19 protein-coding genes and 1 pseudogene are annotated in these 17,586 nt (G+C 70.9%); 10 read left to right on the top strand and 10 right to left on the bottom strand.

All coding sequences use genetic code 11. The annotated features are described in order from the left end of the window. Positions 1 to 165: 165 nt before the first annotated feature. A complete protein-coding gene (locus I4J89_RS34750) occupies positions 166 to 537 on the bottom strand; it encodes a hypothetical protein (RefSeq protein ID WP_196418384.1) in 372 nt (123 codons plus the stop codon). Positions 538 to 663: 126 nt separating this feature from the next. Here I4J89_RS34750 and I4J89_RS34745 point away from each other — a divergent pair, with 126 nt between their 5' ends. The 3 genes and pseudogenes from I4J89_RS34745 to I4J89_RS50155 all read left to right on the top strand — a co-directional run bounded on the left by I4J89_RS34745 (position 664) and on the right by I4J89_RS50155 (position 1,980). Further along, the gene (locus I4J89_RS34745) at positions 664 to 966 is read left to right on the top strand and encodes a hypothetical protein (RefSeq protein WP_196418383.1); all 303 of its coding nucleotides are present in this window, start codon (positions 664 to 666) and stop codon (positions 964 to 966) included. A 131-nt stretch (positions 967 to 1,097) separates the two neighbouring features. Beyond that, a pseudogene (locus tag I4J89_RS52060) lies at positions 1,098 to 1,490 on the top strand (universal stress protein); the annotation flags it as partial. Positions 1,491 to 1,695: 205 nt separating this feature from the next. Next, positions 1,696 to 1,980: a hypothetical protein gene (locus I4J89_RS50155; protein ID WP_230860075.1), complete on the top strand. Its 285-nt coding sequence runs from the start codon at positions 1,696 to 1,698 to the stop codon at positions 1,978 to 1,980. A 416-nt stretch (positions 1,981 to 2,396) separates the two neighbouring features. On the opposite strand, the gene I4J89_RS34735 is transcribed toward I4J89_RS50155, so the two are convergent. Next, positions 2,397 to 3,176 carry a maleylpyruvate isomerase family mycothiol-dependent enzyme gene (locus tag I4J89_RS34735; protein ID WP_196418381.1) on the bottom strand — a complete coding sequence of 260 codons (780 nt, stop codon included), beginning with the start codon at positions 3,174 to 3,176 and terminating at the stop codon, positions 2,397 to 2,399. Between the two features lie 253 nt (positions 3,177 to 3,429). Here I4J89_RS34735 and I4J89_RS34730 point away from each other — a divergent pair, with 253 nt between their 5' ends. Beyond that, on the top strand, positions 3,430 to 3,624 hold the full coding sequence (locus I4J89_RS34730; RefSeq protein WP_196418380.1) for a hypothetical protein: 195 nt from the start codon (positions 3,430 to 3,432) through the stop codon (positions 3,622 to 3,624). Positions 3,625 to 3,634: 10 nt separating this feature from the next. On the opposite strand, the gene I4J89_RS34725 is transcribed toward I4J89_RS34730, so the two are convergent. From I4J89_RS34725 to I4J89_RS34700, 6 genes are all read right to left on the bottom strand, one after another. Beyond that, positions 3,635 to 5,950 (bottom strand): glycoside hydrolase family 65 protein, encoded by a 2,316-nt coding sequence (locus tag I4J89_RS34725; RefSeq protein ID WP_196418379.1) that lies wholly within the window; start codon positions 5,948 to 5,950, stop codon positions 3,635 to 3,637. Beyond that, positions 5,947 to 6,948, bottom strand: a complete 1,002-nt coding sequence (locus I4J89_RS34720) for a carbohydrate kinase family protein (RefSeq protein WP_196418378.1) — start codon at positions 6,946 to 6,948, stop codon at positions 5,947 to 5,949. Before I4J89_RS34720 ends, I4J89_RS34725 begins: the two co-directional genes overlap by 4 nt. Before the next feature lie 43 nt (positions 6,949 to 6,991). Then, positions 6,992 to 7,522: a DUF6197 family protein gene (locus tag I4J89_RS34715; protein ID WP_196418377.1), complete on the bottom strand. Its 531-nt coding sequence runs from the start codon at positions 7,520 to 7,522 to the stop codon at positions 6,992 to 6,994. A gap of 53 nt (positions 7,523 to 7,575) precedes the next feature. Next, entirely contained in the window at positions 7,576 to 7,965 is a 390-nt protein-coding gene (locus I4J89_RS34710; RefSeq protein ID WP_196418376.1) for a hypothetical protein, read from the bottom strand. A gap of 27 nt (positions 7,966 to 7,992) precedes the next feature. Continuing rightward, the gene (locus I4J89_RS34705; RefSeq protein ID WP_196418375.1) at positions 7,993 to 9,660 is read right to left on the bottom strand and encodes a sodium:solute symporter family protein; all 1,668 of its coding nucleotides are present in this window, start codon (positions 9,658 to 9,660) and stop codon (positions 7,993 to 7,995) included. Between the two features lie 413 nt (positions 9,661 to 10,073). Further along, positions 10,074 to 10,454 carry an ArsR/SmtB family transcription factor gene (locus tag I4J89_RS34700; protein WP_196418374.1) on the bottom strand — a complete coding sequence of 127 codons (381 nt, stop codon included), beginning with the start codon at positions 10,452 to 10,454 and terminating at the stop codon, positions 10,074 to 10,076. A 90-nt stretch (positions 10,455 to 10,544) separates the two neighbouring features. Between I4J89_RS34700 and I4J89_RS34695 the strand changes: the two genes are divergently transcribed. Genes I4J89_RS34695 through I4J89_RS34670 form a run of 6 tightly spaced genes read left to right on the top strand, consistent with a single transcriptional unit; the run spans position 10,545 to position 15,660 of the window. Next, on the top strand, positions 10,545 to 10,796 hold the full coding sequence (locus I4J89_RS34695; RefSeq protein WP_230860074.1) for a hypothetical protein: 252 nt from the start codon (positions 10,545 to 10,547) through the stop codon (positions 10,794 to 10,796). Then, complete coding sequence (locus I4J89_RS34690; protein ID WP_196418373.1) at positions 10,793 to 12,067, top strand: M28 family metallopeptidase; 1,275 nt, start codon at positions 10,793 to 10,795, stop codon at positions 12,065 to 12,067. The genes I4J89_RS34695 and I4J89_RS34690 overlap by 4 nt, the downstream gene beginning before the upstream one ends. A 12-nt stretch (positions 12,068 to 12,079) precedes the next feature. Then, on the top strand, positions 12,080 to 12,409 hold the full coding sequence (locus I4J89_RS34685; protein ID WP_196418372.1) for an ArsR/SmtB family transcription factor: 330 nt from the start codon (positions 12,080 to 12,082) through the stop codon (positions 12,407 to 12,409). Then, positions 12,406 to 12,912 (top strand): GNAT family N-acetyltransferase, encoded by a 507-nt coding sequence (locus I4J89_RS34680; RefSeq protein ID WP_196418371.1) that lies wholly within the window; start codon positions 12,406 to 12,408, stop codon positions 12,910 to 12,912. The genes I4J89_RS34685 and I4J89_RS34680 overlap by 4 nt, the downstream gene beginning before the upstream one ends. Before the next feature lie 55 nt (positions 12,913 to 12,967). Then, positions 12,968 to 14,386 (top strand): FAD-dependent oxidoreductase, encoded by a 1,419-nt coding sequence (locus I4J89_RS34675; protein ID WP_196418370.1) that lies wholly within the window; start codon positions 12,968 to 12,970, stop codon positions 14,384 to 14,386. Between the two features lie 5 nt (positions 14,387 to 14,391). Next, positions 14,392 to 15,660, top strand: coding sequence for an MFS transporter (locus tag I4J89_RS34670; RefSeq protein WP_196418369.1), 1,269 nt, complete (start codon positions 14,392 to 14,394; stop codon positions 15,658 to 15,660). Between the two features lie 3 nt (positions 15,661 to 15,663). Here I4J89_RS34670 and I4J89_RS34665 read toward each other — a convergent pair whose 3' ends face one another. Next, on the bottom strand, positions 15,664 to 16,494 hold the full coding sequence (locus tag I4J89_RS34665) for a hypothetical protein (protein WP_196418368.1): 831 nt from the start codon (positions 16,492 to 16,494) through the stop codon (positions 15,664 to 15,666). Then, entirely contained in the window at positions 16,491 to 17,567 is a 1,077-nt protein-coding gene (locus tag I4J89_RS34660; RefSeq protein WP_196418367.1) for a flavin-containing monooxygenase, read from the bottom strand. The genes I4J89_RS34665 and I4J89_RS34660 overlap by 4 nt, the downstream gene beginning before the upstream one ends. Positions 17,568 to 17,586 lie beyond the last annotated feature (19 nt).

Here is a 17,586-nt window from a genome sequence, read left to right as displayed (position 1 = left end):
CGTCTGCGGGGGGCTGCCCCCCCGGGCGCCCCCCCCCCCCCCCCCGGCGGCTCGGCGCAGCACCCCCCACAACCGGCCGCCCTCGGCCGGGTCGATCCCGGCAGGGACCGTATTGCCTGTTCCCTCCGGTTGGTCTCCGCCTACAGCGTCGGACGACGGCGGCCGTCACCGGGACCTTTCGGCGAGGCGATGCGCCCGCAGCAGGCGTGCCCACCACGGCCTCGGCGACTCCGGGCGCAGCGATGGGCGTGGCAGGCCTTTGACGCTGACCCACCCGCCGGGACCCATGGTCACCTGTCCTATCGCCGGGCGGCGCCGGGCAGTCGCGACGACGACGGCCGAAGCGATCGCCACCGCGCTCGCGGCTGCCACGACGGTGCCCGTCAGCCGGGCCACGTCGATGACCGGCCGGTAGGTGGCCCCACCGGGCCCGGTGATCCAGGCTCCGATCTCACGGCTGCCGTCCCGCACCGGTGTCACCGTTACCTGGCCCGGTGGGTGTACGACCAGCGGCGTCGCGTCGATTGAGGTGTTCATCTCGGTCCTCCTATCGGCTGTCTGAGCCGGTCGCCCGGCTCAGCTGCGCGGCCGGCCTCGAGCCGGGCGATCGGCATCCGGAACGGCGAGCACGACACGTAACCGCACCGATGCCGGGTCGCCGCCGTGCTCGCCGCAGACACCGACGGTCAGCTCGGGCCGGGCGGCGCGGCCGCGCTCGACGGCGTCATCGGCATCGTCAGCCGCCGCGACATCCTGAAGGCGATGGTCCGCGACGACGCGGTGCTCACCGCCGACGGCTGGACGAGTACGCCGGCCGACGCGGCCTGTGGACGGCCACCGCCGACGGCGGCGTCGTCACCGTCGGCGGCCGGTTCCCGAATGAGCAACAGCGCCGGATCGTCGCCGTACTGGCCCGAACCGTGCCCGGGTTTACCGGGGGCCGGTGCGGGGCCGGCCCGGCGGTGAGTGCCTAAGAAGAGCGTTGCTCGCCCACGGTTGGACGTACAGGGCCTTAGGTCCCGACCCGTCGGTGCGCTCCTCGCCGCGCCGGACGGCGGGTGCAACGGACCCGCTGCGCGGCGGCTTAACGTGCGGATATGCATACAGTCGTGTCGGTCGAAGAGAAGTTGCCCGTCGTGGTCGGCGTCGATGACGCGCCGGACGGACTGCAGGTAGTCGATGTCGCGGCCGCCGAGGCCGCGTACCGGGGGGTGCCGCTGGCGATCGTGCACGCGTGGCCGGGCCGGCGCGGGGGACTTCCGCGTCAGCGCGCCATGCGGCCGGACCAGGCCGACGGCCGCCATCTGCTGGATCTTGCGTCCCGCCGGGCCCGGCACAGGCTGCCGGGATTGCGGGTGTGGGCCGAACTGGTGGACGACAGCGCCGCGGAAACGCTGATCCAGCGTTCGGAACGCGCATGTCTGCCGGTCGTGGGCCAGCGTGACGAGACCGTGCCCGGGCACGGCTGGGGTACGACCGCGGCATACGTTGCCACCACAGCCGCTGCCCGCTGCTCGTTTCCCGCGGGCCGAACGCCTTGCGAGGACCGGTGGTGGTGGCCGCGTCCGGGCGGCACACCGCGACGATCGGCTGCGCGTACGAGGCGGCGGCGCGAGCCGGATGCCCGCTCGTGGCGGTGCACGGCCGGGATCCGGTGCCGACATCGAGGCCGACCGGCGACGAGCCGAGGAATCCGTGGCGGGGTCGCTCAACGACTGGTCCGGGTCGTGGCCGGACGTGGCGCTGGAGCGGTTGCTCATCAGCGAGGCCGACGTCGCCTACACGCTCGAACGGGCGTCACGGCGTGGTCGCCTCCTGGTAGCCGGCCGAGGCCGCAAGGGCTGGTTCGTCGAGATGCTCTACAGCATCGGCAGCCTGTCACCCGGCGGACGCCGGCTGTGCCCCGTGCTGCTGGTGCCGCCCGGATGGTCTCGAACGGGCATCGCGCACGTGGCGCCGGTGAGCAGCGCGCGATCCTGACCAGCCCTCAGGCCGTAACGCTGCAGCAGGGTGCGGACGGCGGTCAGGTGATGGGTCTCGGCCGCGTCGTAGCGGGCGGTCACTCACCGATGCATCCTCGCGGTCGGACGCCTGCGACCCCGGACGGGCAGGCCCTCAGGACCCGGATCGGTCCAGGGCAGAGGCCGGGAGGCCGAGGACTACGGGCCCGAACGACCCTGCCGAGTCAACCGGGCGACGGCGAGGCTGGAACTGGTGGAGGTGGTCGGCGTGCCATGGCCGGCCTGGCCGCACGTGACGATGAACGCGACCCGCTCGCGCTACCGCCCGAAGCGGGTCACCGACCGTGATCCGGCCACGCGCCGGCTGCGCCGGGTAAGGGACCTCGCCGCCGCACGCCGCGGTCCTGTCCGGCGGGGGCGGCGTGGCATCGGGTCCTACAACTCCGGCTCCCAGGCGATGAGCTGGTCGAAGATGCCCCGGTCACCCTCGATCCGCAGCGACTCCATCGGAATCCGGCCGTAGAAGAACATGACCAGCTCGTTAGCGGTGCCCCAGGCGGCGACGTCGGCCGCCTCCAGGCCCTCACCGGCGGCAGCGTCGCGCGGGAGCCGGGCGGCGCGCGCGCCGTCGGCGGAGAGCCAGAGGCGCCAGGAGTGGCCCTCGGTGGCGTGGTAGTCGACGACCGCCGGCTTGTGCGGCCACGGGGCCGCCGTCGCGCAGCAGGTGGTCAGGAACTCGTCGACCCCGTCGAGTGCCACCTCGCCGGGCAGCGGCTGCGGGGTGCCCACCGCGACCTGGGCGTCGTAGGTGTGCACGGCGAGCTGCTGGAGCTGGTGCCGGGCGACGGCACCGCTGGTCTGCGGCGACTGTGACGTAGGCCACCACGTCCAGCAGCCCCGGTCCGGTCCGGCCTCTCGCAGCGCGTCCAACAGCTCTCGCATCGAGGCGGCGTACCAGGCCAGCAGGGCCTCGCGCTCTCGGGGCGCCACCGGGGCGGACACGGCGGCGGGAGCGTCGGCGGGCCCCGCGGCGACGGTGGCGGCCCACTTGTGGCGTCCCTCGCCCAGGTGCTGCACCAGGTCGAACAGCGTCCACTCGGGGCACGTCGGCACCTGCACGTCGAGGCTGGACGCGGTGGCGACCGCGGCCTGGAACGCGGTCGATCGTTCGTCCATCAGGCGCAGCAGGTCGGCGTACTCCAAAGTCTTTTCCACCGTGGCTTTGTATCACCGCACACCGACAACCGACAGCGGGTTTCCCCGCCGCCGAGAATGTCCGTTGCCCGGCCGCGAGCCGGTTGACCATGCCGCGGTACAGCGCACTTCGGCCGGCTCGCCGTGTGTTCGAGCCGCCAGTGTCCGTGCGGTGCCGTTCCCTGCTCCAGGAGGCGTCAAGGATCACGGTCTCGCCGTCGTGCGTCCGAGCCCGCGGGCCGGGCGGATCAACATCACGCCGAGGGCGCCGGCGGTGAGCAGAGCGACGGCCGACCAGAAGCCGGCCAGCCGGGTACTGCAACGCCGCTCGAACCGGGTGGTGCCGCAGATCGTCGACGATGTGGAACCTGGAACGGTCGACGACATGCGACAGCTGATGCGTGCGGCCTTCTACGGCGCCGGTGCCGGGCCGGTGCACCCGGTGTTCGCCCTCACGCCGGTCGAGTGATCCGCCGTTTCTAGTCCAGGCGCACCACCACCTCCGTGTCGGCCGGGAGAACCACCTCGCGTCCGTGGACCAGGATCGTCTCGCGATGGCCTTCGGGAGCGGACAGCACGAATGTCGCCGCGGTGTGGTTCGCCGACACCGACAGGGCGTTGCCGTGCCACTTGAGCCGGAAAGCGATGGCCTTCCAGTCCGGTGGCAGCCACGGCTTGAAGGTCATCTGACCGTTGCGTACCCGGAATCCGCCGAACCCGTTCACCAGCATCTGCCAGGTTCCACCGGCGGATGCGATGTGGATGCCCTCCTCGGTGTTGCCCTGGTTGTCGACGAGGTCGACCGACGCCGCCCGGCGGAAGTACTGCACGGCGCGGCCGGGGTCGCCGACCTCGATGCTCATGATCGAGTGGGTCGCCGGGCTCAGTGACGATTTGTGCAGCGTCAGCGGTTCGTAGTACTCGTAGTTGGCGAGCTTGGCCTCGTCCGAGAACTCGTCCGGCAGCACGTAGGTCAGCATCACCACGTCCGCCTGCTTGAGCAGTTTCGTGCCGGCCAGGTTGTAGTGGTGGTGGCCCGGGGGATACATCGGCATGTCGTTGTCGTCGTGCTCGACCGGCAGGGTGGCCAGTTCGAAGTACCCGTCGAACTGTTCGATCACTCCGTCGTCGGTCACGGCCGGCAGGCGCGTCTGCTCGGCCTTGTCGAGCCAGTCCTCCACCTCGTCGCGGGTGAGCCCGATACGTTCGGACAGCGCTTTCAGCTCGCGCGCGTTGCTGTCGGAGAGTTCGGCGTAGACGCGGGCGGCCTGTTGCAGGTGCCATCGCACCAGGTAGTTGGTGTACGCGTTGTTGTCGACGTGCTCGTGGAACTCGTCCGGGCCGACGACCCTGCTCAGCACGTAACGCCCGTCCGGTGTGGCCTCCAGCCGGTCGGCCCAGAACCGGCTGGTCTCGAAGAGGATCTCCGCGCCGAAGTCGGTCATCAGCGCGTGGTCGCCGGTGGCCGCGACGTACGCGACGAGACCGTACGCGACGGCCGAGGTGATGTGGATTTCCTCCTCGCCCATCCAGATCCGGTGCGTACCGTCGATCGTCCACTTCGGGGTCTCTTCGACGCCGGTGTCGGCGGACTCCCACGCGTAGCGCGCGCCGCGGAAGCCGGTCTCGCGGGCGTTCTGCCGGGCGCCGTCGAGAGTGTGGTAGCGGTACAGCAGCAAGGCCCGGGCGGTCTCGGGCTGGGTGTAGATGAAGAACGGCAGCATGAACACCTCGGTGTCCCAGAACGCGTGCCCCCGGTAGCGCTCGCCGGTGAGGGCGTTCGCTCCGATGTTGACGCGCTGATCCGACGCGTTCGCCGCGATCAGCAGTTCGTAGATGCTGAACCGCACCATCCGGGTGGCGTCCGTGTCGCCGTCGATCGTGACGTCGGAGTCCGCCCACCTCGCCGCCCAGGCCGCCCTGTTGCGCTCCTGGCACGCCGTGAATCCCGTGTCCCGGTGGCGGCGAAGTTCGTCGCGGGCGGTCCGGCCCACGTTCTCCGCCGCGACGTCACGGGAGGTGTAGATCGTGACGAGTTTTTCCACGCTGATCGTCTCGCCCGCGGCGACCCGCAGGCGCGAGACCTGTTCGATCTGCTTGTACCGCTGTGCGATCTCCGGCTCCACGGGTGCCGACACCGTCGTGCACGCCGCGTAGCCGATGGTGATGCCGGTGCCGATGGTTCGCGTCTCGAGGTAGACGCCGTCAGCGAACCCGGTACGGGCGACCTCGTCGAGGTGCCGGGACTTGGCCCACTTGTGCCACTTCATCTGGGGGTCGGCCGGCGGTGGCTCCGGGTAGAACGGGCGTCGATCCAGGTTGTGCCGGGTGGCGTCGATACCGCTGTGCACATCGATCGATGCGGTGTGGTTCTCCGGCGTGATCCGAGCCCGCAGGCAACACAGATGCTCGTCGGCGCTGCTCACGAACCGGATGGTCTCGACGCGGGTGCGGCGCCCCTCGGAGTCGGAGAAGACGGTCTCACGCGACAGGCTGCCCTCCCGCATGTCCAGAACGCGCCGATGGCGGACGACGGAGGCGGTGGTGACGTCGAGCCGGACACCGTTGACCACGATCTCCAACGCCACCCAGTCGGGAGCCTTCACCAGGTCGATGACCGCACAGTCGTGGTGGTCGAAGACCCCGCGCAGGAAGGTTCCGGGCAGGGCGCCCTCGTGGCCCTCCTCGAGTGCGCCGCGCGTACCGAGATAGCCGTTGCCCGTGGTGAACAGCGTCTCGTTCGTGTTGGCCAGTACCGGGTCGAAGCCGTCCTCGACGATCTGCCACGCGGTCATGATCGGCTTCCGTACGCTGCGAGGATCTGCTGTTGGGTCTTCTCCCGGGACAGGTAGGCGTTCAGCTCCGTACCGGCGCAGCGCTGCGCACCCATGGCGTTGCCGTACTGGCAGGCGACGACGTAGTCGTGGGATTCGAGGTAACCGAAGCCCAGGCCGGCGGCGAAGGAATCGCCGGCGCCGGTCGCGTCGACGACGCGTCCCACCTCGATGCGATCGACCACCTCGGTGGCGATCTCCCCCGAGGGCCGGTGATAGAAGACCACGCAGCCACGTTCGTCCAGGGTGATGCAGACCGCGCCGACGCCACGGTCGAGGCAGTGCCGCGCCAGATCACGCAGCTCGTCGTGGCTCAGGCTCGGTGGGTCCGTCATCAGCTCCGGCGATTCACCCAGCCAGGTCGAGCTCGCTTCCTCGAGGTTCATCTTGAGGATGTCGATGTACGGCAGCCACACGTCCCGGTCCGCCCAGACCCTCGGGTGGCGTTCGCCGCTGCGCGTCAGCGTGGTGGTGGGACCGTGTGCGTCCAGGACGATGATCGCGTTGCTGTTCTCCTTGATGTGGCGCAGCGTCGGCTGGCTCACCTCGTAGTCGGTGATCGGGACGCACACGAACGCATCGGCGTCGAGCACGTCGTCGAGGTCGCCCGGCAGGATCGGGTTCATGAAACTCGTCTGCCGCTCGGCACGGCGATTGTGCTCGATGTAGCGGAGTTCGACGACGTCTCCCTGGTCGTGCGACGACGTGATCCCGGACGTGTCGACGTTCTGGTAGGCGCTCAGGATCGTCTTGATCGGGCCCTCGTCCTGGCGCCGGACATGGGTGATCGGCACGATCGTGTCGCCGGGATCGAGCAGCGCGGAGAGCGCCACCGCCGTGTACAGCGCGCATCCGTACTTCTCGAATCGTTCGCCGGTGTGCGTCACGATCTGGTCGCGGGGGATCGGGCCAAGCACGGCCACCTTGCGGCTCGCACCGGTACGCGCTTCAGTCGTCATGAAAGCCTCCGGGCACGTCATCAGCGCGCCGAGCCTCGTCGGGTCAGCGTGAGCCGCTCACCGCTGCCATGACCGCGCGGCTGGTGGCCAGGTCGACGAGATCCAGCACCTCCTCGCGGGTACGGCAGGGTTGGTCGTTCCACCGCGTCAGGTCACGTACCCGGGCCATGCGCAGCTCCCGGGGAGCCGCCAGGCCGGCGACTCCGGTGCCGCCCAGACCGCGTGACTCCTGCCAGGCATCCCAGAGGTAATCCAGCGCCGGCCCCGCCTTGACCGCCGGGTCGCCGGATCCGGACTGCTGGGCGGCGTACACCACAGCGCCGACCAGGCAGGCGGCAGCGACGTCGCCGGGGCCGTCCGACGGCCGGCGGGCGAACCAGTCGTCCTGGATCCACCCCCGCGCGATCACCGCGCGGGCGCCCTCCAGCACGTGGTACGCCTCCTCGGGCCGCCCCTGCCACGGCGGGGTACGCGGCTCCGGCTGCTGGAAGGCGCGGATCCGGTCGAGCAGCGATCGCCGCCGTGCCGGTGCTCCGCGGGCGGTGGTGAGCGGTTCCTCAATCGTCGGTGTCATCGCTGCTCCCGGGATCACGGGATGTCGGCGGCCGGCTCGACCGCCTGGAACGGTCAGTGTCCGCGCGGCCGGCGCCGCGGTGGCGGAGGTGGCGGCTCGGGGCCGGGTTCGCCGGGGTGTTCGGGGATGGCTTCGAGGCCTTGGTGGCGGAGCTGTTCGGGCAGGTCCTCCTCGGTGACCTCGTGACTGTGCAGCAGTTCCGGGGGTCTGAGCAGCAGCCAGACGATGAAGATCGCCCCCATGACGAGCATGACCAGCCCGAGGATCAGCGCGAGGTTCAATCCGGCGGACTTGTCGATGTCAGCGTCGCTCGCGGTCAGCCCGACGATGGTGACGATCACTCCGAAGATCAGGAACAGCGCTCCGGTGAAGGAGCGGATGTCGAACAGTTTCGCCAGGAAGTCGGTGCTCTGCTCGCCCGGCCTCTCCTCCGGTGACGTCATGGCGTGAACCTCCTCAGGCCCGGCGGGTCAGATCGCGTAAATGCCGACGTAGAGCCCCGCGTTCAGGACGAGTACCCCGATCCCGAGAATGACCGGAGACCGGTACCACGGCCGGGCGGCGGTGTCCGACGCGTCGCGGATCTCCATCCCGTACACCAGACCGTGCAGTTCCGCGTCGGTCTTGCGCGGCTCTCGCAGCGAGGCCAGCACCATCGCGATGGCACCGGCGGCGAACGCCGCGATCGAGCCCCACATCGTCTCGTGCAGATCGCTGCGGAAGTGCAGCACGTCCAGCTTGTAGAGCGCGTACACGGTGACTGCCGTCACCGTTCCGGCCAGGATGCCCCAGAAACCGGCGCTCTTGGTCGCCCGCCGCCAGAACATGCCGATGATGAACGCACAGAACAGTGGGACATTGAAGAACGAGAACAGCGTCTGCAGGTAGTTGGAGATGTTGCTGAAGCCGGAGGCGATGAGCGCGGTGAGAACCGCGACGCCGACCCCGCCGACGGTCACCCAACGGCCCACTACGAGGTAGTAGTGGTCGGGGCGGCCGGGCCGGATGTAGTCCTGCCAGAGGTCGTAGGTGAACACCGCGTTGAAGCTCGACACATTCGCCGCCATGCCGGCCATGAACGCGGCCAGCAGGCCGGTCACCGCGACCCCGAGCACACCCGGCGGCAGGTACTTGTCCATCAGCGCGGGGATCGCGTCGTTGTATTCGAGTCCACTGCCGGGGGTGCCGATCCCGGGCAGCAGAACGAGAGCCGCCATGCCCGGCAGAATGGTGATCAGGGGGACGAAAGTCTTGGGGTACGCGCCGATGATCGGAGTCAGCCGCGCGGAGTTGCTGTCCTTCGCCGCCATCGCGCGCTGGACCTCGGCGAAGTTCGTCGTCCAGTATCCGAACGACAGGCAGAAGGCCAGGCCGAGGATGATCCCGATCCAGTCGCCGATGGGGCTGGACCCGCCGACGCCGGTGCCGGTCCACGGCTCCACGAAGGCCCTTCCGTTCTCCCCGCCCAGCCTGTCGAACAGTCCGCCGAGGCCGCCGGTCTCCTTGATGGCGATGATCGTCAACGGGACCATGCCGATGAGCACGACGAAGAACTGCATCACCTCGTTGTAGATCGCGCTGGTCAGCCCGCCCAGAAGGATGTACGAGAGAACGAAGGTGGCGGACAGGACGATGGCGACGATGAGCGGGATGCCGAGCAGCGCCTCGAGAACGATCGACAGCGCGTAGAGGTTCACGCCGGCGATCAGCATGCTCCCCACGACGAAGGTGATCGCGTTGATCAAGTGGGCTTTCGGGTCGAACCGCAACCGCAGGTACTCGGGGACGCTGCGCACCTTGGAGCCGTAGTAGAAGGGCATCATGACGATGCCCAGGAACACCATGGCGGGAATGGCGCCGATCCAGAAGTAGTGCACCATCGCCGCGCCGTACTGGGCGCCGCTGGCCGACTGCCCGAGGAGCTCGACCGCGCCGATGTTGGCGGAGATGAAGCCTATCCCGGTGACCCAGGCGGGCAATGACCGGCCGGACAGGAAGAAGTCCAGCGACGATTTGACCGCGCGCTTGAGCGCGAACCCGATGCCCAGCACGAACGAGAAATAGATCAACATCAGCGCCAGGTCGACCGGGCTGAGGTCCAAGCTCAGGACGCTGCCGCTGTCCGCCGCGAGAAACATGTTCGGCCCCTTCCCGGTAACTATGGGGGGCGATGCTCGGGTTTTGTTGTACGCGCAATTCTTCGGGTGCCACGGGAATGCCATTCGACAGCGCTGTTGATTCCATCTGCGGCTGTCGAATAACAAGGCAAGTGAACAACGGCCGACTGGGGTCGTCAAGGGTCGAGTCGCCATGCGACGGTGAGCCGTCTGCTAGTGGATCACGAGGTCCGGGGCATGTTGGCGCCGACCGAGTAGGGGGTCGACGCCGCGTGCGCTCGGCGATACCGTGCACGGATCGGGAATTTATCGGCTCCTGAAATTGGCGACACAGGGGACCAAAGCAATGATGAGGCTCGATATCAAGAAATGCGAGTAATGGCTCGCATATCGGCCTGGCACCGCTGGCGCCGGGATCTGCCGCTCGCGTCGCTTTACGCGCCGGCGGCCGTCGTCTCGACGGTCAGCAGGGCGGCGAGCTGGCGCATGATTCCAGGCCGGGCCCGGTAGTACACCCACGTGCCCCGGCGCTCGGCATCGACCAGGCCGGCTTCGCGCAGCGTCTTCAGGTGGTGCGAGATCGTGGGCCCGGACAGCTCGAACGCGGGCGTCAGGTCGCAGACGCACGCCTCGCCGTCGGGCGCCGAGGCGATCATCGACATGAGCTGTAGGCGGACCGGGTCGCCGAGGGCCTTGAAGGCGGGCGCGAGCACCGTCGCGACCTCGGCCGGGATGCGGCTCTGCGCGATCGGCGGGCAGCACGGCGTCTCGGTGCTGAGGTCGATGAGTGCGAGCGGCGCGGCTTGTTTCGGCATGCGTCTAGGTTGACAGATGTCGAAACAGCGTGCAACTCTCTGTTTCGAGAAACGTCTACTTCAACAGACGTCTAGACAGTGAGGGGAAGCATGATGAGCAACACGACGACCACCACCACTGCCGGCGGCTTCGCCGGTGACCCGGCGGCTGCCCTCGCGGTGGCCGGCACCAGCGGTTGTTGCGGCAACTCGCCCCAGCCAGGCCTTGCCCTTCCCGAGCCCGTCGACCAGGGGCAGAGCCCGTGCTGTGGCACCACCGCCGAGGCCCAGGAAGCCGGCTCCTGCTGCGGTGCCGAAGCCAAGCAGGAAGCCGTCGCCACCGGACAGGGCTGCTGCGGATGACCAGCGCAGTGCAGACCACACCGCTCGCCGGGCTCGACGCGTTGCTCGCGCGGGTCTCCGGCGAGCGGCTGGCCGCCACGGTCACCGCACTGGCCGGCGAGGCCTTCGCCGGACGTCGCGTCGGCAGCCCCGGCGGTGCCGCAGCCCGTGCCTGGCTCACCGGTGTGCTCGCCGAGGCCGGGGCGACGGTCGTCGAGGAGGCGTTCACCGTCCGCAACGTGCCGCAGGTATACGCACCCCCCGGAGTGTCCTGGCGACGCGACGGCATCGCGGTACCCCTGGTGTTCGGCCGCGACATCGCCGTGCACCTCGCCTCCGCCGACGTGCCACAGCCGCGCCGGGGTGGGCTCGCCGTCGCCGGATACGGCGACCCCAGCGGCCGATGGCTGCTCGTCCCGCCCGGCATGAACCTGTTCGACGCCTACGGACACGCCGAGGGCGCGGCCGGACTGCTGCTCGGACGCGGCGTGGACGCCGACGGCTGGCACTACACGATGCTCGCCGGCCCGAATCCCGGCCCGCTTCCGGTGCTGTCGGTGGAAAGCCGTCTGCACGAACAGATGACCATCGCCGCCCGCCGCGCCGGGACGGACGCCGGTGGACTGCTGTCGGCGAGCACGCCGATCCGCCGCGCACAGGTGGCCGGCGTCAACCTGCACGCCCGCTTCCGCCCGGCGCCGCCCGGCGGGCTCGACCTGCTGTTCACCGCCCACTACGACGGCGTCGGCGACCATCCCGGGTTGCGGCAACCCGCCGCCGCTGACAACGGCAGCGGCGTCGCCGTCGTCGGTGAAGCCGCCCGCCTGCTCGCCTCCGCCCTGCCGCAGGGCGTCGGCCTGTCCGTGGCCCTGCTCGACGCCGAGGAAACCGGCGCACTCGGCTCCGCGCACCATGCCGGGCAACTCGTGGCCGCCTCGCATCGGCCAGTGGTGATCAACGTCGACGGTGCCGGCAACTTGCAGCAGGCCGCCGCTGTCGAAGCCGGCGGGCCCGCACACGGGCTGCTCGCCGTTCTGGATCAGGCCGCCCGGCACACCGGCCTGCCGCTGGCCGCCGGGCCGGTGGCCTCGGACAACCGCCGCTATGCGGCGGCCGGACTCGCCGCCATCGGGATCGGGGCCGGTATGGCCGGTTACCACAGCCCAGCCGACACCGCCGAGCGCGTCGAGACCGCCACGATGGTGGCCCTCGCCCGCCTGGTCGTGGCAACCGCCTGGCTGGCCGGCGCCCAGTCCGCTACAGTTCTATCGCCGATCGGCGATGAACGATGATGGGTGGTTCGGATGGCCGAGTTGCTGGCACGGGCGGTCGCGGAGGAGTACGCCTCCTGGTTCCGGGCGCTCGCCGATCCCTCGCGGGTGCAGATCGTGGAGTACCTGGCGCGCCAGGCCCGCCCGATGCCGGTCGGCGAGATCGTAGCCGCCGTCGGGTTGGCTCAGTCCACCGTCTCGCAGCACTTGAAGATCCTCACCGAGGTTCGGTTCGTGCTGGTCGAGCCGGTCGGCAACGCCCGCCACTACCGGATCAACAGCCGCTGCGTCGAGTGCTTCCCGTCCGCCGCCGACGTCGTGATGGGCCGGCCGGCACCGCAGCCGATCGGAGGCTGCGAGTGAGCGGCGTCAGCATCCGGCCCATGTGCGCCGACGATGCCGAGGCCGTCCTGGCGATCTACCAGGCCGGTCTGGACGGCGGCCAGGCCAGCTTCGAGCAGACCGCACCCACCTGGGAGGTCTTCGACGCTGCCAGACTGCCCGCGCATCGCCTGATCGCCGGCGACGGCGGTGGCCAGGTGCTCGGCTGGGTGGCGGTGTCTCCGGTCTCGGTGCGGCCGGTCTACGCCGGGGTGGTGGAGCACTCCGTCTACGTCGGCCCCGGCGCGCAGGGCCGTGGTGTCGGCCGGGCCCTGCTGGAAGCGCTGATCGTCTCGACCGAGGCGGCCGGCATCTGGACGATCCAGTCCGGCGTGTTTCCGGAGAACACCGCCAGCCTCGCCCTGCATCAGGCATGCGGGTTCCGCACCGTCGGCGTCCGCGAACGCGTCGGCCGCCACCCCGCGCTCGGCAACCGATGGCGCGACGTCGTGTTCCTCGAACGCCGCAGCCCAAAGATCGTTTGACCCACCCGTACCCCCCTTGCTTTTGATCTTTTTCTTTAGACAGGAGTCACCAGTCGTGACCAGTCAGCTCTCCGACCTGCCCGTCGTCGTCATCGGTGGGGGGCCGGTCGGCCTCGCCGCCGCCGCCCACCTCGCCGAGCGTGGCCTGCCGTTCCTGGTCCTGGAAGCCGGTGACGGACCGGCCGCCGCGGTCCGCGACTGGGGCCACGTCCGGCTGTTCTCGCCATGGCGCTACAACATCGACGCGGCCGCCGCCCGCCTGCTCGCCGACGACGGATGGGTCCGCCCGGACGACGACTGGCTGCCCACCGGCGGCGAACTCGCGGCCGACTACCTGCAGCCGCTCGCCGACCTGCCCGCGCTCAAACCACACGTGCGCTACCGGGCCCGGGTCGTCGCGGTCACCCGGCTCGGCCTGGACCGGGTGCGCAGCGCCGGCCGCGAGACCACCCCGTACCTGGTGCGGCTCGCCGACGGCGCGGACATCCTGGCGCAGTCCGTGATCGACGCCTCCGGCACCTGGGGCACGCCGAACGTACTCGGCGCCTCCGGCATCCCCGCCCACGGCGAGGCAGCGGCGGCCCGGTTCCTCGAGTCCGCCCTGCCGGACGTCCTCGGCCGCGACCGTGGCCGGTTCGCCGGCAAGCGCACCCTGGTGGTCGGCGCCGGGCACTCCGCCGCCAACACCCTGCTCTCGCTGGCCGAACTCGCCGAGCAGGCACCGGGAACCACGGTGACCTGGGCGATCCGGGCGACCAGCCCGGCGCGCACCTACGGCGGCGAGGCCGCCGACGCCCTGCCCGCCCGCGGCGCCCTCGGCAGCCGGCTGCGAGAGCACGTCGAGAACGGCACGATCACCCTGCTCACCGGCTTCTCCGTGCAGAGCGTCAGTGCCGGCGGGGACGCCGTGGAGGTCTCCGACGGCGACCGCACCGTCGTCGCCGACCGGATCGTGGCCGCCACCGGCTTCCGCCCGGACCACTCGATCACCGGGGAACTGCGCCTCGACCTGGACCCGATCCTCGGCTCCACCCGGGCTCTGGCGCCGCTGATCGACCCCAACGAGCACTCCTGCGGCACCGTCCCGCCGCACGGCGCCGACGAGCTCACCCACCCCGAGCCGGGCTACTTCGCGATCGGCGTGAAGAGCTACGGGCGGGCGCCGACGTTCCTGCTGGCCACCGGCTACGAGCAGGCCCGCTCCGTGGTGGCCGCCCTCGCCGGGGATTGGGAAGCGGCCCGCGACGTGCAGCTGGACCTGCCCGAGACCGGCGTGTGCAGCAGCGACCTGCTCGACGCGCAGGAGGGCGCCACAGCGGGCAGCGGCTGCTGCGGCACGTCCGAGCCGGTCACCGTCGAACCGGCCGGGCGCGGGCTCGCCACCGGCATCGCCGGCGGCCTGCTGACCGCACCGCTCACCCTGATCACCCTCGGCGAGAAGCCGGCCGAGGGCCAGACCGGCACCTGCTGCTGAACGCGATGCCCCGCGACAACCCGCCGGCCACCGCTGGCCGGCGGGTGTTCCCCGGCTGGTGGCTCGTCGCCACCTTCGCCATCACCCAGACCATCGGGTACGGCTGCCTCTACTACGCGTTCGCCGTCCTGCTGCACCCGATCGCCACCGACCTGAACACGACCCCGGCGGCTGTCACGGGCGCGCTCACCACCGCGATCCTGGTGCAAGCCGCGATGGCCGTACCCGTCGGAAGGTTGCTCGACCGGCGCGGAGGTCGCGCCCTGATGACCGCCGGCGCCGCCCTCGGCGCCGGCATGCTTTTCGCCTGGTCCCAGGTCCGCGAAGTCTGGCAGCTGTACCCGGTGTTCGCGGGCCTCGGTGTGGCGATGGCGATGGCACTGTACGAGCCGGCCACCGCCGTCCTCGTGTCCTGGTTCGACGCGGCCCGCCGGCCACGGGCGATCCTCGGCATGATCGTCGTCGCCGGCTTCGCCAGCACCATCTTCATGCCGCTCACCGGCTGGCTCAACGACCAGCACGGCTGGCGGACCACCCTGCTGATCCTCGCCGGGCTGTACGCGGCCGTCGTCGTTCCCCTGCATGTCCTGGTCGTGCGCCGGCCACCGCGTGGAACCAACCCCTCCCGGCGTGCGACGTCCGCTCACCGCCGCAGCCTCATCCGGGCCGCGATCCGCGACGGTCGCTTCTGGTGCCTGGCCGCCGCGTTCGTCGCCCACAGCGCCGCCATGAGCACCATGACCGTCCACCTCGTCGGCTTCCTGACCAGCCGCGGCCACCCCGCCACCTTCGCCGCCACGATCGCCGGGCTGCTCGGCGTCCTGTCCGTCACCGGCCGGCTGCTGCTCACCGCCGCCGGACGCCGCCTGCGCCTTTACCGGATCGTCGCCGCGGTCTTCGCGCTGCAAGCCGTCGCCGCGGTCAGCCTGCCGGCCGTCGCCGGCAGCCGGGTCGGGGCGATCCTCGGGGTGATCGCGTTCGGGCTGGGCTTCGGCATCGCCAGCCTCGCTACCCCGCAACTGCTCGCCGACCGGTACGGCACCACCGCGTACGCGAGCATCGCCGGCACCCTCGCCGCCTTCGTCACCCTCGCCAAGGCCGGCGCACCGCTCGCCGCGGCCGGGCTGCTCGCCACCCCGGGTGGCTACCTGACCGTGCTGCTCACCATCGGCGTCGCAAGCCTGATCGCCGTCGCCGGCATCATCGCCCGGGCCGACACGCCGTATCTCGCCGAGACCGAAGCCACCCCGGTCGCTGAAGCCCGGCGAGTCTGACGATCACCCGGCGGGTACCGGCGCCGTGCGCGCCAGCGCCCATGCCGCCGGAACGCACATCCCGTACATCAACAGCCCGTAGGCCAGGAGAGTCAACACCACCGTCGGTGATGCGGCGGCCGCGAAGAACAGGCCGAGCGTCAAGTTCCGTACCCCGGTCGTCATCGCGACCGCCCGCCGCTCGGCCGGCGAGCCCAGCCAGGGAAGAGTGACGGTCGTCAGGCTCGCCGCGACCAGTACGGCGATCACGGCCACGCCGGCCCATCCCACCTCCGGCAGCCGCCCCACCCCGGTGATCACGAAGTAGAGCACCAGTCCGGCCAGGAGAACGTCCGCCACCCGGCGCGCGGCCCGGTGCACCCGCGCCGCTCGATCGGGTCTCGACCGGCGCAGCCACATCCCGCCGGCCAGCGGCACGATCTGGCCGAACAGTCCACCACCGACCAGCAGCAGCCCGGCGACGCCCGAAGGAATCACGGTGTAGCCCGCGGCGGCCGCCCACACCGGAACGGCCAGCAGACCCACCGGCGCGAGGACCACCTGCAGTGCTGCACTGACCGCGAGATCACCGCGGGCGTGCAACGTCAACAACGCGCCCGTGCCGCCACCCGGGGCGGCAGCCGCCAAGAGCAACCCGAGCGCCACCTCGGCCCGCAGGTGCGCCATCGAGACCAGCATGACCGCGAGTCCCGGCAGCACGATCACATTGACCGCCACGGCGCTCACCACGACGCGGCGCCGCCGGGCGAGGCCGCGGAAATCGTCCACGGTGGCGGCCGTGCCGACGGCCAGCATCGAGGCGACCAGCAGGATCGCGACCGCCGCGGTGCTCACCGCGTCGCCGTCGCCGCCGCATGCCGTCCCGGGCGACGACGCAGCAGGTGGCCGAGCACATGGGCGGCGTCGCGGCCGACACCGCGCAGCGTGGCCGAAGCAAAGCTGCGCTGCCGCTCCAAGCCCACGTACGCCAACCCGGGCACAGTCGCCGACACGCCACCAGCGTGCACCGGGGCGCCCTGCACGTCGAGGGCGCCGGTGCCGGCGAGGTACGGCAGCTGCGGCCGGTAGCCGGTGGCCAGCAGGACCACATCCACCCGCTCACTCACCCCGTCGGCCCACACCACCCGATCCTGGTCGAGCCGCTGGAACAGCGGCCGGTGGTCCGGCCGGCCGGAGCGGATCGCCGCCCGGTACCTCCCGTCGTCGATCACCGGCACCGATCCCTTCACCAGCCGTGGCCCGAGCCGGGAGGCGTCCAAGCCGGTCCGGGTCAGCCACCAGTGGAAGTCGCGGCCCAGGATGCGCTGCGGCTGGAAGCGCAGTGGTCCACGGGTCGCGATGCTCACCGTCGCCACCTGCGCGAGCTCGACCGCGATCTGCACCGCCGAGTTCCCGCCGCCGACCACCACCACCCGTGCACCGGCGAACGGCGCGGCGTCGCGGTACCGCGCCGCGTGCAGCACCGTACCGGTGAACTCGTCCAGGCCCGGCAACGCCGGCCGGTACGGGGTGCCGAATCCGCCGCTGGCGGCGACCACAGCCGGAGTCCGTACCGGCGAGCCGTCGTCGACGGTGACGATGAACCTGTCGCCGTCGACGGTGACCTGCTCGACGCGGCTGCCGAACCGGACGTCGGCGTCGAGCCGGTTCGTGTAGGACGTCAGGTAGTCGACGACCTCGTCACGCAGCGGGTATCGCTCCGGGTCGCCGGGGAACGGCAGTCCGGGAAGCGCCGAGAACCGGGCGGGGGAGAACAGCGTGAGGCTGTCGTAGTACGACGGCCACGAGCCACCCGGGCCGGGCGAGGCGTCGAGGACCAGCGGGCGGAGGCCGCGTTGAACGGCAGTGTGCGCGGTGGCGAGCCCGGCCTGGCCGCCACCGACGACGACGAGATCTACGGCAGTCATGCGCTGCAATGTATCGTCA

Origin of the sequence: Actinoplanes aureus (genome assembly GCF_015704865.1) — a bacterium.
Classification (GTDB): domain Bacteria; phylum Actinomycetota; class Actinomycetes; order Mycobacteriales; family Micromonosporaceae; genus Actinoplanes; species Actinoplanes aureus.
The sequence above is the reverse complement of the archived record's forward strand: the minus strand, read 5'-3'. Positions and strand labels throughout refer to the sequence as shown.